The sequence below is a fragment of the Lacrimispora brassicae genome (assembly GCF_054772055.1).
In genome coordinates, this window is record NZ_BRYH01000020.1 from 112,211 (window position 1) to 138,132 (window position 25,922).

A 25,922-nucleotide genomic window follows, 5' to 3' on the forward strand; every position below is an offset into this window, starting at 1 on the left:
TGCAGGGCGTTTCCTCTGTTTATGGTCTTAAAGTTCCCATGTAGTAAAATCCTCTGGATTCATCCAGATATACGTCCACGATTTTTCCGATAAGAGAAGAATCTCCTTTAAAATGAACGGTAGTGTTATTGCCCATGCGGCCGGTCAAAAGACCTTCCTCATGATCATTTACGTCTTCTGCCAGTACCCTCTGAACGGTGTGTTCATCTCTTCCGCAGACCTCAGAGGAGATTTTCTGGACTTCAGCCAGCAGACGGTCGAAACGGTTCTTTATCGCTTCTTCCGGAACCTGCTCTTCCATCTTTGCCGCCGGTGTTCCCGTACGTTTGGAGTAAATAAAGGTAAAGGCACTGTCAAAACGCACCTTTTTCACCACGTCAAGGGTTTCGTTAAAATCTTCTTCCGTCTCCCCTGGAAAGCCTACGATGATATCTGTGGTAAGGGAGATATCCGGCATGGCTGTCCGGATCTTTTCCACAAGCTCCAGATACTGTTCCCTGGTGTATTTCCGGTTCATGGCCTTCAAAATCCGGCTGCTGCCGGACTGAAGAGGCAGGTGAAGATGTCTGCACACCTTTTTTGAATTCTTCATGGCTTCGATCAGCTCGTCTGACAAATCCTTTGGATGGGAAGTCATAAAACGGATCCGTTCCAGGCCTTCCACCTGATCGATCTGAGTCAGAAGCTCTGCAAAACTTACAGGTGTTTCCAGGTTCTTTCCATATGAGTTAACATTCTGCCCCAAAAGCATGATCTCCACGACACCGTCATCTGCAAGCTGTTTTACCTCTTCCAGAATGTCTTGGGAACTGCGGCTCCGCTCCCTGCCCCGCACATAGGGCACAATGCAGTAGCTGCAGAAATTGTTGCAGCCAAACATAATATTAACGCCGGATTTAAAGGAATACTTCCGGTCCGTAGGGAGATCCTCCACAATCCGGTCCGTTCCTTCCCAGATGTCTACAACCATCTTTTTCTCTTCCAGGCGTTCATACATAAGTTCTGCCAGTTTAAAAATGTTGTGAGTGCCGAAAATAATATCCACAAAGCGGTAGCTTTTCTTGATTTTTGCAACCACTGTCTCCTCCTGCATCATGCATCCGCAAAGAGCGATCATCATATGAGGATTTTTCTTTTTTAAGCTGTTTAAATATCCCAGACGCCCATAGACTCTGTCATTGGCATTTTCTCTGACCGTACAGGTGTTATAAAGAACAAAGTCCGCCTCTTCCGTATCAGTTTCCACAAAGCCGATTGCTTCTAAAATACCTTGAAGCTTTTCAGAATCTCTGGAATTCATCTGGCATCCAAAGGTAGCGATATGAAAAGTAAATTGTTCTTTTCCTGATGATTCCTTTAATTTTTCCAGAACCTCCCCATAACGCTCTATAAAATAGTACTGTCTTGCAGGCTCTTCTTTTGGCGCCTGGCTGAGGGATTCCTCATAAGTCATATTTATATAATCCATTTACATAACCTCTTAATTTTTATTCGGTTTTCCAATTATATCATAAATACTTTTTATTGCAAATATCAAAATCTGATTTTCCAATGGAAATGCCCCTTAAGTATACCTCTTCATCAAGTAAATCGTGGCGGGTTTTGCCGGAAATAGGTGGCAGTAATATGGAAAAGAGCCGCTGCTCCATAGGTGATTCCTTACCTGTTTTGCAGTGGCTCTTCTAGGAGATTCATTGGAAAATTTACTTTTATTTGATGGAAGCAAGTACTCATTTGTCCTGTTGCAGCGCTGATCAGGTCAACCTCTCTTATTCCCTGTTATCATGAATCTCCATCACCCCGGTTGCCACTCTCCCGGTAAATGCCTCGTCATGTTCCACAAGCAGCATGGTGGGCTGGAATTTAAGGATCAGGTCCTCGATCTGGATTCTGGAATATACATCAATGAAATTAAGGGGCTCATCCCATATATACAGGTGTGCCTGTTCACAGAGGCTGCGGGCGATAAGGACCTTTTTCTTCTGCCCTTCACTATAGGATTCCATGGGTTTATCAAACTGTTCCCTGGAAAAGTCCAGCTTGCGCAAAAGAGCTTTAAACAGGGGATCATCGATGCCGCTTTCCCGGGCGTATTCCGTCAGACCTCCCTTTAAAAAGGAAGTATCCTGGGATACATAGGAAATTTTAAGACCGCTGGATACTTCCTTATCCCCTTCATAAGAAAGGCTCTCCCCCGTAACATCCCTGCCCAGGATCAGCTTCAGTATGCTGGATTTCCCGCAGCCGTTTTTTCCCTGCAGGGATATCCTCTGTCCCTGTTCTAAGGTAAAGCTGACAGGTTCACAGACAGGGGATTCATAATATGGGACCACATCTTTTAAGGTGAGAATCCTTGATGAGCGGTATTTTAAAGGATAAAGCTTAAGATCTTCGGCCTCTTCTATATTTTTAAGCAGGCCCTTTTTATCCTCAATGGCACTATCCTGCCTGTGTTCCAGATTCTTTCTGCGCATCTGCATCCGCCTGGATTTTTCACCGATATAGGCCCGTGTGTCAATGGATTTTTCCTGCATCATGGATTTTTTTCCGATCTTTGTTGATTCTACCTGATCCGCCCATTCCCCGGATTGCCTTGCGGCTGCCTCCAGATGCCGGATATCCTTTTTTAAACGGTCATTTTCTGACCGTTCGAACTGATCCTGCCTTTGCTTGTTTTCATACCAGGAGGAAAAATTGCCTTTCTGGACCTGGACGTCGGTTTTGTTTATGGACAGGATATGGTCCACGGATGCATCCAGGAATTTCCGGTCATGGGACACCAGGATAAATCCCTTTTTGCTGTTTAAATACCGGCTTACCAGTTCTCTGGCTTCCCGGTCCAGATGGTTGGTCGGTTCGTCGATCAGAAGAAAGTGGCCTTCCCTTAAGAACAGGGCTGCTAAGAGTATTTTGGTCCTCTCTCCGTTTGAAAGGGTGGAAAAAGGGCGGTATAGTACATCCTCCGAAACTTTTAATTTGGACAGCTCTCTTTTAAGCTCCCAGAAGGGATACTCTCCAAGGATGGAGTCCAGAATTTCCAAAGTGTCCAGTTCCTCATCCGGAACAGAAAACGGAAAGTAATCAAACACCACATTGGAAATAATGGTTCCTGTATATTTATAACGGTTCATCAGAAGGTTTAAAAACGTGGTTTTTCCCCTTCCGTTTCTCCCTGTAAAGCCCAGCTTCCAATCCGTATCGATCTGAAAAGAAACGCGTTCAAATACGGGGCTGGGACTTCCATCGTAGGTAAATGATAAATCAGTGACTTGTATTAATGACATAGATATTCCTCCAATCAGGCAGGAAATGAAATTTTCCCACAAAAAAACGACTGCAAGAATTATTTTTCTCACAGCCGCCTGCATTAAAATAAGCCCTTTGGGCAATCTTTCCGCTTTATCTATGTCATGTTGTGACATAAAAAGGTATGAGAATGAAATAATATTCTTGCAAATACAGGCATGAAAAATAAGGGCAATATCCCCTTTTTACTCATCATGCAGTTACTTCAGCAAGAATCATTAATTCATTCTTTCACCTCATTTCGTCTCATATGTCCGTAGTCTATCATAAATATATAAAATTGTCAAATAATAAAAACGTCAAATGATTACAAATAATTACAATAATAAAAACGTCAAATAATTACCCTTTGATCAGTTTAATAAAATCCAGTGCCTCATCGGCCGGGACCATCTGGGCCGTAATTGTAACTCCCTGTTCTGACAGATACAGAAAATCTGCAATATCTTCTTCTGATACACTGACGGCTTTTTTCAGCATCCGGGTGTTCTGTTTTCCTCCCATATTTCCCACATTCACCCTATCCATGTGGAAGCCTGCATCGTAAAGCCTGCATATGGTTTTCGGATTTTTGGCAATCAGGAAGACCTTTTCCCCTTCGTAGTTTCCGGCGCACAGATTGGCGGCTGCCTTTTCTACAGTGAGAATTGACAGCTTGCACTGCTTCGGACAGGCCATCTTAAGAGCCTCCTTATTTATTGTATCCTTTACAACCTGATCATCTACCACCATAATCCTGGTTGCACCTGTAACCTGGCTCCAGACAGTTGCTATCTGTCCGTGAATCAGACGGTCATCAATCCGGACATTTACAATCTCCATCATCAAATAGTCCCCTTTCATTTGTCTTTTACGGTTATAAATACAGGTGAGGTCCAGGCGGCATCTCCATTTTTCTGCCAGATGCGAAGCCGTAAGTTTCCGCTTTGTTCCATAGGGATCTTTCTTTTTCCGGTAAGTTTATAAGAGCTTTCAGGCTGTGCCTTGCCTATGCGGATTTTATAGGCATTGTGCCACCATGGGTCATTCCGGTAATGAGTGATGTCTCCCCAATGCTCCTTTGTCAGGCAGTTCACTTCATCCCAAAGGGCCATGACTTGGGAGCTGTTAAGCATTTTCCTCACCGGAAGGAGATATTCCTTTCCATTGATGACCAGTCGCAGAACGCTGTCCACATCCGCTTCCACTTCAAAGATAAAGCCCTCTGCCACCGTCTTCTCCGACCCCATCCATTTACCGGAAGCCGGAGACTGGTATGTGGTCATGGTAAAGCTGCAGCTTCTGTCATCATTTCGAAAAATTTCCTGGCCATAATGATTCCAGCACGGTTGGGCGGAAAGCAGTTTCCCATCCGTCTCCAGACGTCCTTCCCAGTTTTTCATAAGATGGTCATGGTAAACCCTGGTATCCGGTCCCCAGCCAAGCTCCAGACGGAATTTGAACCGGATCAGTCCAACCTGCTTCTCCCGTTCCCATGTACCTGAATGCACAACCATTTCCTCTAAGACATTATCTCTTAAAATCTCCACCCTGTCTACCGCTCCGGTACCTTTTATATGAAATTCCACTTCTACTTCTTTGCCTGTTTCAATTTCAGATCCCATTGGTGCTGAATTCACATAATAGTCAACTTCAATCCTGCTCCGGGATACCCCGTAGGTTCTCCGTCTTCTCAATCCTTCCCAAATGGATTCCTTTGTACCGTCCTCAGCAAGCACACACATGCTTCCGTTTTCAAACACTCCGGGAATGCTGTGGTTATCACCTGCTGCAATGACACCGATTTTATACCCCCGGTCAAGGCCTTTCTCATAGGTCGTCTCTCCTGCCCGCGGCCCCATATGAACATGACGGTCCATGGACAGAGGCCCATCGTCATTTTCACTGGAACCGTGGCTGGAGTAAATTTCTGCTATAGGAGAAAACGTTTCGTTATGGGTATCCCAATTTTTACCTCTGGAGCCTGGCTGGTATGCCAGATGGTGAGGGATTCCAATGACCTCCTGCCCTTCATAGGCGGCGGCCAGATCCTGGTACCGCATGGGATGCTCCTGCCTCCCGTCATTGTGAAGGAAAAACACATTGTGATCTCCATCCAGCCCGGCTCCCTGCCATTCATAACCCATGAACATGGGAAATCCCTGTCTGTTGGCTTCCTCGGTAAAGCTTCTTAATAATTCCCAGTCCCTGGCAACCGCATCATCATCGTATCGGTCCTCCACCCCAAGCCCTGACGGTGTGGGGCGCATGTAAAACGGATAATAAGCCACCGGCCAGAAATCCATCTGCTTTTTTATATGTTCATACCACACCGGGAGCTCATTCATTTGCTCATGATGAATATTACTGTGCATGTCTGTCCAAAACTTATTGTATTTCATGGAATCCTCCCAACTACTCTCTTGGATTTATGAGTGTGTTTTTATCTATTTTCATGGTTGCCCATTCTTCTGGTTTTTTCGCCTGTCCCCAAGCCTTCAGCCGTCTCTGCCCGTCTCTGGCCTCCCGCTCCTGTTCAGACAGATATTTAAGCTCATTTTCACTCAGGAAGCCGCCGTTTTCTTCTATCTGTTTCATAAGCTTTTTCAATAAGCCCTCTCTGGTCATTGACAGGTCATGTTCTTCATGGGGATCTTCCTGTAAATCATAAAGACATATGGTTTCATTTCCTAACTTAACTATTTTGTATTGCCCCAGAACCACCGCTTCTGTCAGCAGCAGGCTGTCATCACTTCCCAGCATCTGCTGGATTCTTACAAACCCGGAATTTTCGTCCTGGGAACCGCTGAAATCAAGCCGCTTTCCCTGATGCCAGGAATAATCTTCTTTCCTTCCCGTCTCTTCCAGAAGCGTGCGGGATACATCCAAAAGCCCCACCGGTCTTCTTGAAATGCCTGAAGATATCCCTGTGCCTGCTGCCAGAAGAGGAATATGAACCGCAGCTTCATACATGGTCTGCTTTCCGAACAGTTTCCGTTTTCCAAGCTGCTCCCCGTGATCAGACGTATAGAGGAACAGATATTCCCGTCCGGCTTCCACAGACTGGATTTTATTATAAAGTTCCCCTACATACCGGTCCAACTGCTCCACCAGACCGCAATAGGCGGCCTTGGAGTTTCGTACATGTTCTGGCGCGCATTCCTGCAGGAGCTCTTTATAAATAGAAAGAGAAGGGATTCTTGCTTCTTTCTCACACTCCTTAACAGAAAAGCGGCTTTGGTACTTTTTGTAATCCTCATTTTTGCAAGTAAAAGGAAAATGAGGGCCATAGAATCCAATCACCAGAAACAGCGGCTTTCTATTTTCCTTTTTCTTTCTCCAATCCTCAAGAAAATCCATGGCTGACTGAAATACCATTTCGTCATAAACCATAACCGGGGAAATTCCCCCTCCAACTGCATCCAGGCAGTTTTTCCGATTCGTAGTCCCTGCATACACCCCAAAATCCAGACGGTTTTTCCCACCGGTTCCCCAGAATTGAGAGGTAATATCTCCGCAATACCGTTGATCAAATCCATGCTTCTGATCTTCCCCTTTAAAATGCATCCGGCCGGCCAGAACAGTCTGGTATCCCATACGTCCCATCTCATGAGCAATGGTAGGCACATCGCCCCCAAGTGCGGCATCATTATTAAAAATACCCAGTTGTGACGGTAATTTTCCAGTTAGAAATGACATACGGGAAGGGACACAAAGGGGCGAATTACAATAGCAGCGTTCAAACAGCAGACCTTCCTCTGCGATCTTTTTAAGACCCGGTGTATCAATCCGTTCATCTGTAAATCCCGTGTAATCCCAGCCGTGCTGGTCTGACATAATTAAGACCATATCTTTCATAAGAGAATCTCCTCCGGTCCGGTTGATTCCGGTTATACTGCAATTACATAATTCCCAGAAATACCATAACAGCCGCAAACCCGGCGATGCCGAGAATAATCTTTGTAGCGGACCATTTCTTCTTATCCATCAGATACCATACTGCCAGTGTAAGCAAAAGGGGAAGTATCCCGGGCATTATTTTATCAAAGACCTGTTCCTGTAAAGAAAGAGACATTTCACCGCTTACAAACTGGTAAATCACACTTGCTTTAACGGTAGTTGCAGCGACTCCGCCTATTACGATCAGGCCCATCATGGTCAGCCCGGTAGTAATTTTATCCGCAAGCGTCCGGTTGGTGAAAAATAAGTTTGCCGCACCGATACCCATATTATATCCTTTATGAAACAGATACCACTGCATGCCAACTACACTGGTAATCCATACTGCACAAAAGAACAAGGGACCAACCGGATTTCCGTCACTAATGCACATGCTCATGGCAATACTTAGTAGAATCGGACTATAGGTGCCGATTAACATGGAGTCTCCGATTCCGGCAAAAGGCCCCATAAGCGCATTTTTGGTATTTACAATCAGCTCTTCGCTGATATCTTCTCCCATGGCACGGGATTCCTCCATGGCAATGGTAATGCCGGGGATCAAGGCTCCCAGTTGAGGCTCTGTGTTAAAAAACTGCATGTGGCGCTGAAGGGATTTTTTGTATTCACCGGAATCATTTTTATAGAGTTTCTTTAAAATCGGTTCCAGCACATGACAAAAAGCAAGTCCCATCATACGTTCAAAATTCTGGGTTGCCTGAATAAAGAAAATATAAGACCAGGCAGCCCTGTTAATATCCTTTTTGGTAAGCAATGAGTTTTCTCTTTTATTCTTCATAACAGTCATCCTCCTCTGTGCTATGTACCGGAGCCGGTACTGCTGCTTGTGCTCCGCCCTGGGCCATAACATAGATAAATGCAATTGCAGTTGCAAATACAGCCAGTGCAGTAACAGACATGTTGGTAGATCCGATCAGAATCCAGCCCATGAGAAACAATACAAGCATCCATCTTTTTGAAAGGGACTGCTTAAGCAGCATGGCAAATCCAATGGCCGGGAGCATCTTTCCGGCCACCTCAAAAAAGTGCAGGATTCCCTGAGGCATACTGTTGATCAAAAACTCTGCCAGGGGCGTACCAAGGTAACAGATCAGCATGGCGGAGCCTGCCCGGAGAATAAAGCTTGGAACGGCTGCCAGATAAGTAGCACGGTGAATTCCGGCCCCGTCTCCCCTCTCTGCAGCCCGATCTCCCATATGAGGAAAATATGCATTAATCGTCATGATAAAGTTAAAAAGCCCAAGTCCCAGCATGCTGAGAGGAACGGATAAGGCCACTGCCTGTTCGCCGGTGCCTCCGGCTGCCAGAGCCAGCGGGATACCGATATAGGCTGCCCAGTTCACATCTGCAGGCATCGCGCCTCCGGGCGTGATCTGTCCGATAAAAAGTGCCTGAACCATAGCGCCTGCAATGACACCGTTTCTTACATCCCCCAAGATCAAACCAACAATCAAACCGGCTACAAGAGGACGTCCGATCATATTCCATCCTCCCGTCACCCCAAAAAACCATGGCGTACGTTTACTGCCCAGATAGGCAAATATCCCAATTAATAAAGCCTGTAAAAAAGTCATACCTTTTTCCTCCATTAATTATTCTTCGTAATCCCCTTCTGCTGCATCAGATTCTTCAAACTGTACCATTGCATTTTTTCCGGCAGTCAAACTCTCTGCGGCAATTGCAGAAGCACTGTCAATGGATACTCTTGACATATATCCTTCCAGTACTGCCGGAAGGTTTGCTCCGCCGATTACCGCGATTTTGTCAGGCTGTTCCATTTTCATACGGATTGAGACATTAAAAGGGGATCCTCCTGTCAAATCCGCATAAATCAAAATTCCGGTGCACAGGGAAAGCCGCCCGGCAGCCGCAGCTAATTTTCCGGTCAGAATCTCCAGGGAATCTTCCTGCAGGAAATCCACTGCCTCGTAATACTCCGGCTCTCCGGCCAGCAATTTCAGCCCGCTTGTAATTCCTGAAGCATAACTTCCATGACCGGTTACTATCATACCTACCATCTTTTACCTCCTTTCATTTTCCAAAGCTGACATAATCCTCTGGATTTTTTGAACTTGCAGCGCTGCACTCCTTTCTGTTTACTTTCCATTCTGGTTTTATTGTAATTTCACCTTTCAGAATGGGATCCTCTGTCTTTTCCTGATAAGCCAGTAACCTCTGGCTCATTTCTTTTAAAACCAAAGCGTATTCCCGGTTATATGCCAGATTATTGCGTTCTCCCGGATCATAAAGAAGATCGTAAAGAGCTTCTTCATACTTTGTCTGATTTTTCAGATCCTGCTTCTGAAAATAATCTTTTGTCAAAGATTCATCAATGTTGGACTGGTTTATTTTTAAATAAGATTTATCATAATAGCGGATATATTTATAGCGCCTTGTACGAACACAGCGGGCCGGCTCATAGGACGTGTGGAAATTGATTTCAGCAAAAACATCAGACCTGATTTCTTCCATCTCCCCTGTCAGCAGAGGAACCAGTGACCTTCCTTCCAGATATTCCGGTTTCTCCAGTTCAAGGAGCTCACAAAGTGTAGGAAATACATCCACGTGGGAGACAAGACCGTCTGCTACAATACCATTCCCCAACGCTCCCGGTGAACGAAGCATCAGACTCACTCCGATTCCGCTATCAAACAAAGTACATTTTGAAAAGGGATTTGGCAGACCGTGATCTGTTGTAAAGAGAATAATGGTATTTTCCCACAATCCCTCTTCTTTCAGACATGAAATCACCTGGCCAAAACAGGCATCCGCGCATTTAACACTCATCAGATAACCTGCAAAATCTTCCCGTGTATCTTTTGTGTCCGGAATCGGATAGGGGGGAAGGGCGTATTCAGGGCCAATATCTTCATCAATCTTATGAGGAAACCGCCGATGGGTCGCATACATCCCATAAGAAAGGAAAAAGGGCTGTTCCCTGTCGTAATTCTTCAGCCACCGGCAGACCTCATGTGCATTTTCCTTATCCCAGTCCACCAGCTCTTCCTGGGAATATCCGGAATTATCTGTGGTCAGTTCTTCCTGATAGCCAATCTCGGCCGCCCCCTGTTTCCTGTCCAGATACCAGCCTGCTTCATGCTGGATTCCGCAAAGAGCGGTATAGTAACCATTCTGGTTTAAATAGTTCACCAGATGCCTGCTGTAATCCATGACAAAGCCTCTCTGGGCCAGACCCAGCATACCATTCTGATGTGGGTACGTACTGGTCAGCATTGCCGCACGGCTGGGTGAACAAGTCGGGCCTGCGCAGTACGCATTCCGAAACACTGCTGCTGTCCTGGAAAAGGATTCCATATTGGGCGTGGGAACCTTATAACCATAAGGACTCAATACCCGGCCGGAATCATGAGTATGAATATACAATACATTTTTCACTAATTGTACCTCCTGCTGGTCAAGCGGATATTCGCAATCCGCTTCGCTGCTTGTTCATAACCGAATAGCGGCCAGGGCTGCTTGATTCGGTTGAAATGTATTTATCATTATGCAATATGTATTATCATTGTTATAAACAATATACTATAGACGCATTTTAATGTCAATACATTTTGTTTAAATTGTGTTATCATATACATACTGCAATATCTAAAATGTATTTCTCGGTTTATATATTGACTCAAAAATGTATTGTCATTTACTTCAAAGTATAATACAATTAAAGAACTGGTTTTATAAGAAAATGAGGAGATAATTATGTCAGAGAAAAGAATTGCACAATATAAACAGATTGAAAATGATCTGCTTCAAAAAATAAATTTAGGCTATTATAAAAAAGACGATCTTATTCCCACAGAGCTGGAGCTTTCCAATACCTATCATGTATCAAGGGTGACTGTCAGAAAAGCAACTGATAATCTGGTAGCAAAGGGACTTCTCACAAGGGTTGCCGGGGTGGGGACATTTGTATGTCACCCTTCTGTTACTTTAAACCCCAGCTCCATCCAGGGATTTTCAGAAGTGATGCGTGAACAGGGGATTTCCGTCCGGACAGAGGTTCCTGCCTTTATGGTCCAGAAAGCACCTTCAAATATTGCTTCCATCTTAAAGATTGAGACAGGAGAACCCATTTATTTTATTGAAAGAATCCGGTATGCAAATGATGAAATATTTCAGTTTGAAACAACCTATATGTCCAGCCGCCTATATCCTGATATCTCCATGCAGGTGTTGCAGCAGTCAAAATATCAGTACTTTGAACAGGTAAAGGGAATGAAAATTGCATACAGCGATCATACTGTAACCCCCATTCACCCCTCAAAAAATATCGCAGATATGTTTGGCATATCTTTGGATACCCCTATTCTGAGAGTTGCCAACACCACTTATCTGACTAATAATCAGATTATGGATTATACAGAATTAACCCTTAACTCACCAAAATACCAGTTGACCTACGTCAAAAGCTGATCTCCATAAGCTTTCTGATTGTCAATCTCACGAAACCAACGCCAAGAGCCAGTCTGAATGGCAGGACACCATATCAACTGGCTCTTGAATCATTTTCTCAAAAACATTTTCCCTATTATTTTCGGATGGCTGCAATCACCATCATACACATACCTTCACCGGGGACGATCCGGTATTCTCCCACCCTTGCAGGTACGATGGCCGTTTCCCCATAGTGGATTTCAAAGGGTTGGAAGGCTCCGTCTGTACTTTCGATTCTGGCGGATTCTCCCTCCACCAGGTTCATCATTTGAACGGAATCCTCCATCTTCACGGAAACCGGTTCCGTGAAGATATAACGGAATGTATTGATAAATTCCTGATTATGAAGGCCGGTCCGTTCCAGCTTCATACCCTCCCGTTCTTCCAGAGTCTGCTCCTGATGGACGATTTCCTTATAGATCCAGTCCTCATCCCGCTCCCACCGGATATTCTTTAATCCATGGTCCAGGTGAGTTGGACGGGGTATTCCATCCAAACCTACTCTTCCCCAGTCCCACAGCTTAAAGGTGAAGATGTAGGGCGTGGCGCTGATCTCCAGTACCATGGTATTCTTACCGGAACAATGAATGGTTCCCGCCGGGATCAATATATGGTCATGCTTTTTCACCGGTATCTGATTTACATACTTTTCCGCCGGAAACTGAATTTTGCCCATCTCTGCCTCACGCAGATCCCGCGCCATGGCCTCTTTGTCCACTCCCTTTTTTACACCTAAATAAACGTATGCATCCTCGTCTTCCTCAGTATCCAGCAGGTAATAACTTTCATCCTGGGTGTAGTGCATTCCAAACGTATCCTGGATATATTCCGTCAGCGGATGAACCTGAAGGGACAGATTTCCACCTCCCATGGTGTCTAAAAGATCAAAACGGATAGGAAATTCCGCACCGAAACGGCCATGCACCCGTTCTCCTAAAAGTTCTTTGGGGCAGTAGAATACCAGATCAATGGCAGGGAGTTTTACCTTTACATCTCCAAAGGCCAGATTGATGGCATTCTCTTCCGGAACCCCGTCAAAGCTCCATGCGAAATTTTCCTTCTCTTTATCCAGATTAAAGTGCTCCTGCATCCAGTGGCCGCCCCAAACCCCCGGATCAAAGTACGGCTCCAAACGGAAGGGGCGTCTGCTCAGTTCCTTTAGGCCCGCCCGGAATGCCTCACCGGTGATCAGCTTTGGATTGTCCCTTTCTTCTGTTTCCAGTATGTAATCAAAGCTTTCAAACCGTTCCTTCTTATACCGGTCGGCCAGTCTCCATTCGATGAAAAACCCTCTTTTATACTTTTCCAGATTGGGTGCATCATAATTGGTACAGTGCCAGTTAGGCATACCTTCACGGTAGCGAAGCTGGATCTCCCATCGGGTGATATCACAGTAAACCGTGATATCACCTTCTTTTAAAAGTCCTGCTCCAACGCCTGCAATCACCACAAGCCCGCTTTTATCCGTGGAAAGCTGCTGCCTGACTGTTGCCATTTTTTCCGGGTCAAAGAAATCTTCCAACCGCTTGTGGCACATGATTCCAAACACCCGGTCGTCCGTAATGAAATCATGGAATTCCCGGTTTAAGTCCTCCTCACTTTTTGCCAGTTCTTCCATATCAATGAGAACATCCGGCTTTAATTCCTTTGCCAATGCAAGGATTTCTTCCTTATTCACACCGGGATAGAAGTCAAAGCATACTACGGCAGATTCTTTTTCTTTGATATTCTGTTTCAGTTCAGATACCACCGAATGGTATTCTCCCCACCCTTGGTCATCGTACCCCTTGATCTCAGTATAGGGATGCAGTTCATAATTGTTATATTTGTTTTTAAGTTTCATATTTTGCCTCCTAAAGAATCAAGCGGAATCCAGTTGACGCCCGGTGAAGCGGGGCGCGCTGTTCACAAATTCAAGGTTGAAAGATGCTTTTCTCTCCACCTTCTTATAAGTCCACCGTATACTTGTACCGGTTTCCTGGATAATAACAGTCAGAATATTCAAATATTTCTCCATCCGCCAAAAATGTCTTTCTGACCCTCTTAAACAAAGGCAGTTGTGGATCTACCTTCAAAAAATCCTGGATTTCCTTTGTGGACAACACGGCTTCCAGGGTATCCTGTCCTCTGGCAATGATGATCCCATAGGTTTCCTGAAGATATTTATATAAGGATTCCATATAATATTCCTTTTCCATAGGCAGTTCCACGATATCCTTCAAATATGTGACAGAATAAACCATAGGGATTTTATCCACACATCTGACTCTGGTAAGGCAGTAACACTGCTTTGCCTCAGGAATTCCAAGTACCATGGCCACTTTCTTCCCTGGCCTGACTTTTTCCATTGTGCAGTAGGAGGTGCTCATGGTGATGTTATGCTGCTTCATCTCGTCTGTAAAGCTGATGACGCTCTTTAAATGTTCGTCAATTTTCTCATATATTACCGTGGTTCCGATTCCCCTGGAGCTTTTGATATACCGGTCCAGGGTCAGCGCAGCTAAAGCCTGACGTACCGTGACCCGGGATACATCGTACTCTTCCATCAGCATCTTTTCCGTGGGAAAAATATCCCCTTTATTGAATTCTCCATGCTCAATCTGCTTCTTTAAAATTGTTTCCATCTGCGAATATAAGGGCTGCGCCCCCTTTTCGTGATTCAGCATTTGCTACACTCCTTCCTTCATGGAAACAAACAGTCCCAGCATTGCCAGTCCCGATGTGTCGTCTTCCGTGAAAATCTCTATATTTCTGTCCAGGCATTCTTTTCGGATGCCATCTCCAAAGAAGGAGAAACTCTTTGATATCTGCCCTCCCATAACCAGCGCATCAGGTTTAAACCTGTCTAAAAACGGCACCATGGCGTCTTTTAAATCCTCCCCAAATGCCTTAAACGTAAGCAGCGCTTTCTCTTCCCCATGGCAGGAACGATGATAAAGCTCCTTACCGGAAATTTTGCTGCCATAAATTTCCCTGGCCAGTGCCGCCAGACCTCTGACTGATACGTAATCATCAATTACCCCGTCCCGGTACGGAGTATTGTAAAGCCAGCCATTTTCAGGCACCCCGTCCTTTTCTTCCTTCTGCACCATCTTTGCTTTTACGAAAGCGGAGCCTGCTCCAGTGCCAATACAGAGACAAATAATTTTCTCCTTGCCTGCTGCCTTTCCAAACCGGCTTTCCCCAACGGCAAATGCCTCTACATCATGAAGGAACTTAAACGGGATATCTGCCAGCCAATCCAGACGTTTTTTCAGTTGGGGAACAAGAGGAATTCCATAGATGGAATCGTACTTATCCAGTCCCTTCATCAGACTGATTCCAAAAACGTAATGGAAAGGTCCAGGAAACGCCATGGCCACGCCGGCAATGGGTCTTGCCCCGGCCAGCCTCTTCATCTCATCAATCAGGAAAGCGAAATTGTCAAAGATAACCCCGCTTTCTTCCTTTGCCAGAGCCGGAAAGCTTAACGGTCCTTTCTGAAGCAGATGTCCCGTCTGGTCTGCAACTGCGCATTTTATCAGCGTACCGCCTACATCCAGTAGTATATAACTGCATTCCGCCTTCACGTTCACCTCTCCTTTGTTAATCCGCATAGCAGGCAATCAGGCCCTCATTTTCTGCTTCACATTCTGCATACATTTCCGCCTCGCCACATGGCTCGTGAACCATCAGGGTATAGGAAAACTCATAAAATCCGCCCAGATTTACCTTAAAATTAGTCTCCCAATAGTTGTTCATCACCCAGGAATAAAGTGGGGAACGATTTCTTTCTTTATCCTCGCCGTCACATAAAACAATTGGTCTGGCTTCCAGCCCGCCAAGGCTGATGAGAGGCGCATCTTTCGTGATAATAGCAAGATTTATGGCATCTGATTTTAATACCACCCCATTCTGTATCAGATAAAAGTCCTGACAGCTTCCAGGAAGCTGGTCGATTCCCGGACGGATAATACAGCCTGTTTTATCGAAATACACCGTCGTGTCTTCTCCGGCAGTAAAGGGAAGGGCTACGTATAGGTTCTCCGGCTCCCACACACTCTGTTTATGGACTCTTACCATGGCCTCCAGCTTTGGCCGGTGCTTATACGCCTTTATGTATACGGTATAGAATCCGGTTCCTTCCAGTTGATAATCCAATTCAACCGCTGCGTAAACCGCTCCGTCTTCCACGATTCTCCGGTTCTTTAACACGCTTTTGTATCTTCTGGTGGCTGTGGATTTCCGGTTGCGTCCCATTCTCCTTCTGGTTTCACAGGCGGATCCCGTCATATCTGTCACTTCATACACACCGGCAAATGCGCCGTCCACACTGTCTTCACGGATCAGCTCCCTGTTATCCGCTTTATTTATAATGGAAACGATTCCCTTTTTCCCGTCTAAGGTAAGAATCATATGGTCTGTCTCGATCCGGTCCCCATCCACCCTGTTTTCCTTTGGGGCAAGGAGGTCCTCAATGCCTTCCGCCCCGATGTGGGCGTGATTTTCAGTGGTCTGATACTTCCGTTCATCCAGGGTGATCATCACCGTCTTCTCTTCTTTCGGTTTCATGGTGATTTCGATCTCCACCTGGGTAGCCCTGGCTATCCGTTTTACCTGGCTTGGAACCGTCCTTCCGGTTTCGCAGTCCACCACCTGGATGGGAATGGTCTCATCATAGCGTACTCCTTGGATATACTCCCAGAACTCAATGTAAAGACAGGCCTTTGTGTGCAGTGGCACATCGTGGGGATTGATGACCAGATACCGCTGAGGCTTATCCTGGCGGATTGTCACTTCTCCTTTGGCTGTCAGGATCTGATCTAAATTCTTTGCCGCATGAGTATTGGAATTAGTGGCATAAGCGCCTTTTTTCAGTTCCAACATCCCTACCAGACTTTCCCACGGTTCTGAAACGCTGGAGGAATATCCCCAGGTATGCTCCGCATACAGCATCTGCTCCTTTGCCGTCTTCTCCATCAGTTCCTGATTTCCAAGCAGGCCATGGGGATCCAGCTTCCTGCAGATATCATATTTTCTCATAGCATCGCGGTAGACCTTCACCTCAGCCGGTGTTGAGCCGATTCCGTCCGCCCACCAGTCGGTCCAGTCTCCGCGAAAGACAGGGATATCGCTGCAATGTTCCCTTACGGCATCGAAGAACTGCTCCAGGGTCACCATGCAAAAGGATATACGGCCTTCATAGATTTTGTTCAATTCATTGACCCGTCTTGCAATGCCGGCGTTTGGCGGTGCATTGTCCGTAATTGCTCCGGAAACCATGAACGGTACGATATCGTAGGGATAGCCTTCCTCATTAAGATTATCAAGATACCGCTGGATTCTGGTCTTTACGATCTTCATCTCGGTCTCGTACGTATCCTCTGGATTCTGGTTCAGAATGAAATTATTCCGGATTCCCGGTGAAAATTCATCATTTATCATGTATGTTGTTCCCCCGTGAGGAGCTAAAAACATCTCATTTCCCAAGTGGTAATGATCTCCGTTCCAGACTAATAGCTGGTTCCCTTTCGGGCTTTCCCAGTAGAACGGAAGCACTTTTTTATAGAGAGGGAACATTCCGTGATGGGGATGGAGGCAGGAGTAAAAATCCCGGATCCCATTGTCGTAAAGCGCATCGGCATATCCCCAGGCCATTCCATTGATATCAGCACACATGCCGGCCGTAACCGGGTGGCCGATTGCTTTCCCATACTGCTGGACTTTTTCTATGGCGTGTTCCAGAACCGGCATACTGACCAGCTCGGTCATATTTAAATAGTTGCCGCTTAAACCGATTTCGCCGCTTTTTACGTAGGTCTCGAATTTTTTTATGGCAGCTTCATCTGCCATTTCATAGAAATTCTCCACCTGCCAGTAATTTTCACACTGCCATACAAAGCCGTCAGCCCCTGTAATTTCCCCGCTGTGGATTCCATCCAGAATATCCATGGCCTGGCGTATGAAGTCGTAATGGTACCGTATAATCTTATCCTGGCGTTCCGTATAGCCAATATCCGTATGGGAATGCTGGATCAAATAAATATTCCATTTTTTTACCGTATTCGTATTCATTTTCGCCCTCCGCGTTTCTTTTATTTACTGGTGTAAGCCATACCTGCCTCAAAATTATTCTGAAGAAATATGAACAGGATAATGGTTGGTATGGATACCAGGATACATGCTAAAAACAGTGCCGGTGCATTTCCCTTGCTTAACATGGACATGCTTGCCATGACCGGCCTGACATGGGTTGATTTTGTAAAAGTAAGGCCAAACATCAAGTCGTTCCAGGACCAGGTAAACTGTGACAGGAACAAAATGGATAAGGGAGCCTTTGCCATTGGTACGAAAATGTGTAACAGCGTCTTCCACTCTGATGCCCCATCAATCTTTGACGATTCGCAGATCTCTTTGGAAATGCCTAAGAAAAAGTTGCGAAGCACAAACATACAGAAAGGAATACAGATCGCCGTATAGAACAGTACCATGCCCAGACTCGTATCGTAAAGTCCCAGCTTGAAGTATCCTTTATAAATAGGAATTAAATAAACCTGGAACGGAAAAATCGTTCCGCTGTAAATGAAAAGGAACCAGAACATCTTTCCCCGAATCCTCAAATGGGTAAGGCCGTAAGCTGCCAGAAGGCCGATAAAAGCGGAAAATCCAGATCCTAAAACAGCATATAAAAGGCTGGCTCCCATGGAACTTAGAATCCCGCTTTCAATCACATTTTTTATATTATCCACCAAATAGAAGCCTTCCGGAAGCTGCCAGAAGCTTCCCATGTTATATTCCTGCTTTTTCTTCACGATATTTAATACCGTAAAGATCAAAGGGGTAATCCATACAAGGCCAAGAACCGACAGTATGGCATTAACAATGACTGTTTTATGTATTTTCTGTGCCATGATGGCCTCCTTGTCTAATCTTCCTTGAATGTATTCCTGATATTAAAGTAGGATACTATGAGGATCACAATTGTAAGAACAACTGCCACCGCAGCGCCCACGCCGAAATTGTTATAAATAAAGGATTCCTCGTACATGGTAAGAGCCAGGGTCTCCGATGTCCTGTATGGACCGCCTTTGGTCATGACCCATATGCCGTCAAATACTTTAAAGCTGTTTACAAGGGCCATTAAAAGTACAACGATGATGGTCGGTTTTAAAAGCGGCAGGATCACCTTTGTGTAAAGCTTGATGGAACCTGCGCCTTCAATTTTGGCGGCCTCGATGGGAGAAGAATCCATGTTCCTGATTCCCGAAATGAACAACAGCATATTTAGGCCGATGCCCTGCCATACACCGGTCAGGATCATGATAAAGGTATTCACATAGGGAATAGCCAGCCAGTCTCTCGCCAGTTCCGGCTTCCCAAGCCATAGGAAAATCTGAGGAAGGCCATAGGTGGATAAAAGGGTAGCCATGATCAGACCTCCCACTGTGCCGGAAAGTGCGGTTGGAAAATAGAATATATTTTTAAAGAGTGTTAATGCAGAACTCCTTGTAATCAAAATCGCAAACAATAATGGAACAAGCACTGACGTAACCATGGAAGATATGACCCAGATGAGGGTATTCATCACTGAAATCTTGAAATTTTTATCCTGAAACAGATTGATATAATTGTCCAGACCTTTAAACGTCATTTTTGAAAAGCCATCCCACTCAAAGAAGCTGAGCCGGACCGTATAAATTATGGATGATACAAAAAAGATGCCGATAAAAAGGACTGCCGGAAGTATGTATAAATAATCCTTCCAATATATTTTTTTCTTCTGCGTTTCTACCGTCCTTGCCATACCATATGCTCCTTTCTGATACCAGACTCGGAGAACGGATATCCGCTCTCCGGTTCCTGATCTTTTTCTGACTATTTTCCAAATACTTCTGATGCTTTCGTCTGGATTGTATGTAATACTTCATCCACACCTGCATCGCCAAGTTCAAACTTCATCAGTTCGTCCAGCGCCACATTACGAATTTCTTCCGGTGTATTTTCGTAGTAGCGGAGAATCATCTGGTAATTGTCTGAATCTGAACTAAATGCAAGCGTATCCTGGATGCATTTGTTATCAACCTGTACTTCGCTGGTATTTACAAAGTTTGCAACTTCTGTCAGGACTGTCTGGTGCTCTTTCTTAAACCAGGACCGTAATACTTCTTTTGCAGTCTCTTTATCTGCGCTGGCCTTGGCAACGCATAATGGAGTCACTTCATAAAAGATAACCTTTTTGTGATCATTCATGGAAGGAAGGACGAATACACCGACATTTTCTCCGGCTGTCATGCCGTACTCTTTAATCAGGGAACCCACTTCATAGTTTGGCTCCAATTCCATGGCTACGGTACCTTGCGCTAAGGATTTGTCCATATCCTGAATCTTCATGGGCATGGTGAAATATCCCTTATCCAGCATGTCCTTCCAGATATTCATGACTTTTACCACATCCGGATCCGTATAGTCTTTTGTTCCATCACAGATATCCAAGTAAAGCTGCGGCTCGTATGCGCCAATCAAAGCCTGGAACCAGATAAAGCCTGCCCATGAGTCGTTCTTCAATGCGATAGGAGTGATGCCGTTGTCTTTTAATGTCTGGCAGACAGTAAGGAACTCGTCAAACGTACCGGGGACTTCCAGGTTAAACTGTTTGAAAATATCCATATTGTAAACCATGGTATTATAGATAACGCTGTATGGCACTGCATAGACCTTACCGTCCACGGTAAATGCATCTGCCAAATCCTTTGATACGCCGTTTGGAACAATCACTTCATCCCAAAGGCCTGATAAGTCTTCCAGCAGATCATTCTTGGCAAGTGTTTCTAACTGAGGGCCGCTCCACCAGGTAAATAATCCCGGTGCTTTCTTATCGCGGATGGACTGCTGCATGGCCGTCTGATATGCTGCTGTATCCGGATAAGCAATCTGTTCTACTTTAATTCCGCTTAATTCCGTGATACTGTTCATGATCTTATCCACATCAGACTTTTCCGAATTAGCAAATTTGTCGTTCCAGAATTCTACTTTCGTTCCTACTGCTGCGTTTCCTTCTGCCGCCTCTGTTTCTTTCCCCTCTGTTTTCGCCGCCCCGTTGTCAGTTTTTCCATTTGTACTGCTTCCACAGCCAGCCAATGTTCCCATAACCATGACCGCTGTCAGCGCCGCTGCTACAAACCGCTTAGATTTTAACATAACGATTGCCTCCTTATTTGCTTCCCCTGTGACTGGTGCACAGGCATGTAAATGTTATAACATTACAATATACTAATATTATTAATAAATCAATTCGTTTCAAGCAATTAGCACAATTTTAGTAATTCTATTCAATACATTTTGTGCATTTTGTACACGATTGTTTCATTACAGGCCCTAACGGTGGATAAATCCTGTATTTCCAATCATTTTTCTTTTATTTTATCCTGTAATGCCTCCTTAGATAATACATTTTGATTGGTGATTTGTAATTTTTTACACAAAAAAACAGGGGGCATACATTTCTGCAGCAAACTCCCTGTTTTCCTTTCCAGTGTCATTTCTGATATTTAAATTACAATGAGATTTAATTATGGTTTTTATATCTGCAAGCAAAAAAATCCAGCTACGGACGAATCTGTCCATTACCATAAATGATATATTTGGTGGTTGTCAGTTCCTTAAGCCCCATAGGGCCTCTTGCATGGAGCTTCTGGGTACTGATTCCGATCTCAGCGCCAAAGCCGAATTCATATCCGTCGGTAAAGCGGGTGGAGGCGTTGACATAAACCGCCGCCGCATCGATCTCATTTAAAAACTTCTGGGCATTGTTGTAATCCGATGTAATAATAGATTCGGAATGCCTGGTGCTATAACGGTTAATATGGGAAATAGCTTCCTCCACAGAACCAACAAGCTTTAAAGACAGGATATAGTCCAGGTATTCACAACCCCAATCTTCCTCAGTGGCAGGAACAAATCCCTCTGCCATGGCACAGGCTTCCTCGTCTGCGCGAATCTCAACGGATTTCTGAGAGAGCCGCTCCTTTAATAAGGGCAGGAATCCAGGGGCAATCGCTCTGTGAATGACCAGGGATTCACAAGCGTTGCAAACTCCGATTCTCTGAGTCTTTGCGTTATATATGATATCCAAAGCCATATTAAAATCAGCAGTTTCGTCGACAAAAATATGGCAGTTTCCGGTTCCTGTTTCAATGACTGGAATGGTGCTGTTATCTACAACGGTTTTTATTAATCCGGCACCGCCTCTTGGGATCAACACATCCACATATTCCCTAAGACGCATGAATTCCTTTGTCACTTCCCGGTCAACATCGGCAATGAGCTGGATGGCATCCTCCGGAAGGCCGGCATTCCTAAGGCCGGTGCGGAGCCATTTTACAATGGCTTTATTGGATTCCAGGGCATCGCTTCCACCCTTTAAAATCACGGCATTTCCCGATTTAAAGCAGAGCCCAAAGGCATCGGCGGTCACATTAGGCCTAGCTTCATATATAATACCTACAACACCCAGGGGAACCCGCTTCTGGCCAATGGTAAGGCCATTGGGGCGGACCTTCATGGAAAGTACTTCTCCCACCGGATCATCCAGTGCGGCCACGGACAAAAGTCCGTCAGCCATGGCTTCGATTCTCCCAGGAGTCAGTTCCAGGCGGTCAATCAGCCCGGCGCTCATTCCGGAGGCGGCTGCTTTTATCACATCCTCCTGGTTTGCGGTGAGGATTTCCACCTCTCCTTCCAGCAGGGCTGACGCCGCTGCCTTTAAGCCTTCATTCTTTTTTGCCGAACCCAGGATCCCAATGATTCCGGCTGCTTCTTTTGCTGTCTTTCCGATCTCAGTAATCGTCATAAAAGAGTCCTCCAATCTTTTCCTTATTATCGCCCGTGTATTTTGGGCATAAAGGTATACCCGAAGGGTGTATCCTTATTATTGCCCATGTACTTTGGGCATAAAGGAGTGATAATCCGATCCACACGTTTGTCATGAGGTTCCGTGGGAATATGGTCAAATATTTGAAAGCCGTAGGCTATGGCAATGCGGGGATGGTCTGGTTCCCTCTCAAATAGCCGGTCATAATATCCGCCCCCGTACCCGATCCTGTTTCCGATCCTGTCAAAAGCAATCCCCGGAACAATAACAGGAGCTCCCGGGTCGTGGATTCTTAAGCAGGATGGCTTTGGTTCCATAATTCCCATAACACCTTCCTCCAGATCTGTTTTTCCGGATATGGCATAAAACTCCAGTTCCTTTCCAACGACCTTTGGCACGGCTACACATTTTCCCTGCTTTACTAAAGTTTCTATAAACCTCCAGGTCCCTGCTTCCCGGTGAAAGGATACATAGCAGTAGACACAAAATGCCCTGCGGATGTCATCCATGTTTAAAAGCTGTTCACAGATGGAATCGTTCCAAAGGCTTTCAGCGGCTGACTCCAAAGACTTACGCTGCTCCTTTATAAATGTCCTGATATCATTCTTCTTTGACTTTTCCATATTTTTTACCTAAATCCGTTACGGTACCATCTTTCTCCTGAATGGAAATATTGTTTAAATTTCCTCGTAAACTATTGCGGATGGTTTCAATGTATTCCCTCCGCAAAGCAGTCTGCTCTGCCTGTTCTTCTTCCGTTAATCCTGTTGATTTTAATTTATGATAAAGTGTATTGATCCGGTCGATCTTTTCCTGATTCATAGGTATCTCCTTAATACTCGTGATTGATATAGTCCATTAAGTCAAAGTCATGGTTTGGATGAGCCAGGAATAAGGTTCCTTTTTCTTCTCCATCCACGATCTGCCCAATGACATCTACCTGGTCCCCGTTGGCAATGACCATATCGGAACCGCTGTCCGTAGCAATCCGGGCGGCTGCCAGCTTTGCTGCCATACCTCCGGTGCCCACATCGCTTCCGGAGGTGGATTTCCCCATATCAAGAAGCTTGGGTGTGATTTCCCTTACCAATCCGATAAATTCTGCGTCCGGATTTTGCCTGGGGTCATCAGAATACAGGCCGTCAATATCCGATAATAATATCAGAAGATCTGCTCCGATCAATGCGGCCACAATGGCGGAAAGCCGGTCATTATCTCCGAAATTATCAACAAGGGGAATTTCGGAAGTGGATACGGTATCATTTTCATTGACAATGGGGATGGTCCCCAGTTTTAAAAGCTCGTCAAAGGTGTTCTGGGCGTTGTAACGGTTGCTGTCATTAACCATAGTATTTTTGGTTAATAGGACCTGTGCAGCTATTTGATTGTATTCTGCAAAGAGCTTCTGGTAAACCATCATAAGCCTGGCCTGGCCTACGGCTGCGAATGCCTGCTTTTCCGATAAGGTAACAGGCCTGGTACGGTATCCCAGAGCCTGGCGTCCTGCTGCAATGGCACCGGAGGAAACCAAAACCACCTGTTTTCCCTGTCCTTTTAAATCGCTGATTACCCGGACCAGCTTTTCGATTTTCATCAGATTCAAATCCCCGGTGTAGGCGTGGGTTAAGGATGAGGATCCAATCTTTATTACAATCCTTTTTTTATCTTTTAGTTTCTCTCGTTCCTCAACGTTCATCTTCATCATCATCTGCTTTCTGGTATTCTTTTTGCTTCATATCTTACATCATTTTTGCGGTTTCGTCAATTTATAAAGAAAACCTTTCAAATCTGGAAGCAACGGCTTCCGCCACTTTCAGGCCATCCATGGCCGCAGAGGTGATCCCCCCTGCATATCCGGCACCTTCTCCACAGGGATAGATCCCTTTTATGCCGCATTCAAAGGTCTCGTCTCTGGGGATGCGGACCGGTGAAGAGGTCCTGCTTTCCACTCCTGCCAGAATGGCATCAGCCATGGAAAAGCCACGGATCCGGCGTTCAAAGGCTTCTACTCCCTCAAGGAGAGATTCTGATAAGTATTCTGGGAGAAATTCTCTTATATTGGCAAATTCATAGAGGCCTTTAAATGCAGGTTCCACACTGCCAAAGGCTTTTGAGGGCTGATTCTTTTTAAAATCTCCGTAAAGCTGGACCGGAATCTTTCCGCAGCCGCTTAAAAAGGCCGCCTCTTCCAGCCGTCTTTGATAAGCGATACCGGCAAGAGGAGATTGGCCCTCAAAATCCTCCGGCGTTACGGTGACGATCAAGGCGCTGTTGGCATTCACGCCATCCCGCTTGTGATAGCTCATCCCATTTACTGCAAGCCTTTTTTCCTCGGAAGAGGCGTTGACCACATATCCTCCGGGGCACATGCAGAAGGTATAAACCCCTCTTCCGTTTGCGCACTGATGGGTCAGTTTATAATCCGCAGGGCCAAGTATGGGGTGGTTTCCGGTTCCATACTGAGAGCGGTTTATGCTTTCCTGGGGGTGCTGGATCCTTAAGCCTACTGCAAAGGCCTTTGCTTCCATGGGGACCCCATTTTTGTTCAGAATTTCAAAGGTATCCCTGGCGCTGTGTCCGATGGCCAGCACAAGGATCTCTGCCGGGATCTGTTCCTTTTCATTGACAATGACTCCCTTAAGCCTGTTATCCTTCATTATAAAATCAGTCACAAGGCTGTTGAAACGAACCTCTCCTCCAAGGCGTATGATTTCCTCTCTCATCCTTTTTACAATACCGCTTAAAACATCGGTGCCGATATGAGGCTTATTTACATAGAGAATAGAGGGGTCTGCTCCAAATTCCACAAAAAGCTCCAACACCTTCCGATTCCTCATAAGAGGATCCTTTACAAGGGTATTCAGCTTTCCGTCGGAAAAGGTTCCTGCTCCTCCCTCTCCAAACTGTACATTACAATCCGGCCTTAATATTCCGCCCTTCCAGAATAAGTCCACAGCCGCCATGCGCTTTTCCACGGACTCTCCCCGCTCCAGAAGAAGGGGACGGTATCCGTGCCTTGCCAGCATGATCCCGCAGAAAAGTCCCGCAGGCCCGGTTCCTATGATCACCGGCCGGTGGGCCATCTTTTTTGTTCCAGGCTTTGGAAACACATATTCCTTTTTCTCCGATATCCCCATGTCCCCGCTCTTTGCTTTATGTATCACAATCTCTTCTTTTTCAACCTCCACATCAATGGAGTAAGTAAAATGAATGTCCTCTTTTTTTCTGGCATCAACAGACTGCTTTATTATTTGAATAGAGCGGATTTCATTTACCGGAATTTTTAATGCTTTCGCTGCCTTTGCCCATAGGGCCTCTGGCTTGTGATCCACCGGCAGCTTTAATTGATTGATTCTGATCATTGTTTTCCTCGTTTTCC

The 25,922-nt window shown here is 45.4% G+C and carries 22 protein-coding genes; 1 reads left to right on the forward strand and 21 read right to left on the reverse strand.

All coding sequences use genetic code 11. The annotated features are described in order from the left end of the window. Nucleotides 1-19: 19 nt before the first annotated feature. The 9 genes from miaB to ACYVD3_RS09760 all read right to left on the reverse strand — a co-directional run bounded on the left by miaB (nucleotide 20) and on the right by ACYVD3_RS09760 (nucleotide 10,641). On the reverse strand, nucleotides 20-1,468 hold the full coding sequence (gene miaB / locus ACYVD3_RS09720; RefSeq protein ID WP_460642305.1) for a tRNA (N6-isopentenyl adenosine(37)-C2)-methylthiotransferase MiaB: 1,449 nt from the start codon (nucleotides 1,466-1,468) through the stop codon (nucleotides 20-22). A 301-nt stretch (nucleotides 1,469-1,769) separates the two neighbouring features. After that, nucleotides 1,770-3,284, reverse strand: a complete 1,515-nt coding sequence (gene abc-f, locus ACYVD3_RS09725) for a ribosomal protection-like ABC-F family protein (protein WP_460642306.1) — start codon at nucleotides 3,282-3,284, stop codon at nucleotides 1,770-1,772. A 364-nt stretch (nucleotides 3,285-3,648) separates the two neighbouring features. Beyond that, on the reverse strand, nucleotides 3,649-4,131 hold the full coding sequence (locus ACYVD3_RS09730) for a PTS system mannose/fructose/N-acetylgalactosamine-transporter subunit IIB (protein WP_460642307.1): 483 nt from the start codon (nucleotides 4,129-4,131) through the stop codon (nucleotides 3,649-3,651). A 14-nt stretch (nucleotides 4,132-4,145) separates the two neighbouring features. After that, a complete protein-coding gene (locus tag ACYVD3_RS09735) occupies nucleotides 4,146-5,687 on the reverse strand; it encodes a PHP domain-containing protein (RefSeq protein WP_460642308.1) in 1,542 nt (513 codons plus the stop codon). A 13-nt stretch (nucleotides 5,688-5,700) separates the two neighbouring features. Continuing rightward, entirely contained in the window at nucleotides 5,701-7,143 is a 1,443-nt protein-coding gene (locus ACYVD3_RS09740; protein ID WP_460642309.1) for a sulfatase-like hydrolase/transferase, read from the reverse strand. A gap of 43 nt (nucleotides 7,144-7,186) precedes the next feature. Further along, nucleotides 7,187-8,023: a PTS system mannose/fructose/sorbose family transporter subunit IID gene (locus tag ACYVD3_RS09745; RefSeq protein WP_460642310.1), complete on the reverse strand. Its 837-nt coding sequence runs from the start codon at nucleotides 8,021-8,023 to the stop codon at nucleotides 7,187-7,189. Continuing rightward, on the reverse strand, nucleotides 8,013-8,819 hold the full coding sequence (locus ACYVD3_RS09750) for a PTS mannose/fructose/sorbose/N-acetylgalactosamine transporter subunit IIC (protein ID WP_460642311.1): 807 nt from the start codon (nucleotides 8,817-8,819) through the stop codon (nucleotides 8,013-8,015). The genes ACYVD3_RS09745 and ACYVD3_RS09750 overlap by 11 nt, the downstream gene beginning before the upstream one ends. 18 nt (nucleotides 8,820-8,837) lie before the next feature. After that, complete coding sequence (locus ACYVD3_RS09755; RefSeq protein WP_460642312.1) at nucleotides 8,838-9,263, reverse strand: PTS sugar transporter subunit IIA domain-containing protein; 426 nt, start codon at nucleotides 9,261-9,263, stop codon at nucleotides 8,838-8,840. Between the two features lie 13 nt (nucleotides 9,264-9,276). Continuing rightward, a complete protein-coding gene (locus ACYVD3_RS09760; protein ID WP_460642313.1) occupies nucleotides 9,277-10,641 on the reverse strand; it encodes a sulfatase family protein in 1,365 nt (454 codons plus the stop codon). 318 nt (nucleotides 10,642-10,959) lie between these two features. Between ACYVD3_RS09760 and ACYVD3_RS09765 the strand changes: the two genes are divergently transcribed. After that, a complete protein-coding gene (locus ACYVD3_RS09765; RefSeq protein ID WP_460642314.1) occupies nucleotides 10,960-11,673 on the forward strand; it encodes a GntR family transcriptional regulator in 714 nt (237 codons plus the stop codon). Nucleotides 11,674-11,788: 115 nt separating this feature from the next. Here ACYVD3_RS09765 and ACYVD3_RS09770 read toward each other — a convergent pair whose 3' ends face one another. The 12 genes from ACYVD3_RS09770 to ACYVD3_RS09825 all read right to left on the reverse strand — a co-directional run bounded on the left by ACYVD3_RS09770 (nucleotide 11,789) and on the right by ACYVD3_RS09825 (nucleotide 25,905). Continuing rightward, complete coding sequence (locus tag ACYVD3_RS09770; protein ID WP_460642315.1) at nucleotides 11,789-13,537, reverse strand: class I mannose-6-phosphate isomerase; 1,749 nt, start codon at nucleotides 13,535-13,537, stop codon at nucleotides 11,789-11,791. 103 nt (nucleotides 13,538-13,640) lie between these two features. Further along, on the reverse strand, nucleotides 13,641-14,360 hold the full coding sequence (locus ACYVD3_RS09775) for a GntR family transcriptional regulator (protein ID WP_460642316.1): 720 nt from the start codon (nucleotides 14,358-14,360) through the stop codon (nucleotides 13,641-13,643). Nucleotides 14,361-14,363: 3 nt separating this feature from the next. Further along, entirely contained in the window at nucleotides 14,364-15,263 is a 900-nt protein-coding gene (locus tag ACYVD3_RS09780) for an ROK family protein (protein WP_460642317.1), read from the reverse strand. 16 nt (nucleotides 15,264-15,279) lie between these two features. Beyond that, the gene (locus ACYVD3_RS09785) at nucleotides 15,280-17,748 is read right to left on the reverse strand and encodes a glycoside hydrolase family 38 N-terminal domain-containing protein (protein WP_460642318.1); all 2,469 of its coding nucleotides are present in this window, start codon (nucleotides 17,746-17,748) and stop codon (nucleotides 15,280-15,282) included. 20 nt (nucleotides 17,749-17,768) lie between these two features. Next, complete coding sequence (locus tag ACYVD3_RS09790; RefSeq protein ID WP_460642319.1) at nucleotides 17,769-18,584, reverse strand: carbohydrate ABC transporter permease; 816 nt, start codon at nucleotides 18,582-18,584, stop codon at nucleotides 17,769-17,771. 14 nt (nucleotides 18,585-18,598) lie between these two features. Then, complete coding sequence (locus tag ACYVD3_RS09795; protein WP_460642320.1) at nucleotides 18,599-19,477, reverse strand: carbohydrate ABC transporter permease; 879 nt, start codon at nucleotides 19,475-19,477, stop codon at nucleotides 18,599-18,601. Between the two features lie 71 nt (nucleotides 19,478-19,548). Next, nucleotides 19,549-20,871: an ABC transporter substrate-binding protein gene (locus tag ACYVD3_RS09800; RefSeq protein WP_460642321.1), complete on the reverse strand. Its 1,323-nt coding sequence runs from the start codon at nucleotides 20,869-20,871 to the stop codon at nucleotides 19,549-19,551. A 406-nt stretch (nucleotides 20,872-21,277) separates the two neighbouring features. Then, nucleotides 21,278-22,522 (reverse strand): glutamate-5-semialdehyde dehydrogenase, encoded by a 1,245-nt coding sequence (locus ACYVD3_RS09805; RefSeq protein WP_460642322.1) that lies wholly within the window; start codon nucleotides 22,520-22,522, stop codon nucleotides 21,278-21,280. Nucleotides 22,523-22,548: 26 nt separating this feature from the next. Next, nucleotides 22,549-23,166 carry a 5-formyltetrahydrofolate cyclo-ligase gene (locus tag ACYVD3_RS09810; RefSeq protein ID WP_460642323.1) on the reverse strand — a complete coding sequence of 206 codons (618 nt, stop codon included), beginning with the start codon at nucleotides 23,164-23,166 and terminating at the stop codon, nucleotides 22,549-22,551. Beyond that, nucleotides 23,144-23,365 (reverse strand): DUF896 domain-containing protein, encoded by a 222-nt coding sequence (locus ACYVD3_RS09815; RefSeq protein WP_460642324.1) that lies wholly within the window; start codon nucleotides 23,363-23,365, stop codon nucleotides 23,144-23,146. Before ACYVD3_RS09815 ends, ACYVD3_RS09810 begins: the two co-directional genes overlap by 23 nt. Before the next feature lie 10 nt (nucleotides 23,366-23,375). After that, nucleotides 23,376-24,239 (reverse strand): glutamate 5-kinase, encoded by an 864-nt coding sequence (gene proB / locus ACYVD3_RS09820; RefSeq protein ID WP_460642394.1) that lies wholly within the window; start codon nucleotides 24,237-24,239, stop codon nucleotides 23,376-23,378. A 70-nt stretch (nucleotides 24,240-24,309) separates the two neighbouring features. Continuing rightward, complete coding sequence (locus tag ACYVD3_RS09825; RefSeq protein WP_460642325.1) at nucleotides 24,310-25,905, reverse strand: NAD(P)/FAD-dependent oxidoreductase; 1,596 nt, start codon at nucleotides 25,903-25,905, stop codon at nucleotides 24,310-24,312. Nucleotides 25,906-25,922: the final 17 nt, after the last annotated feature.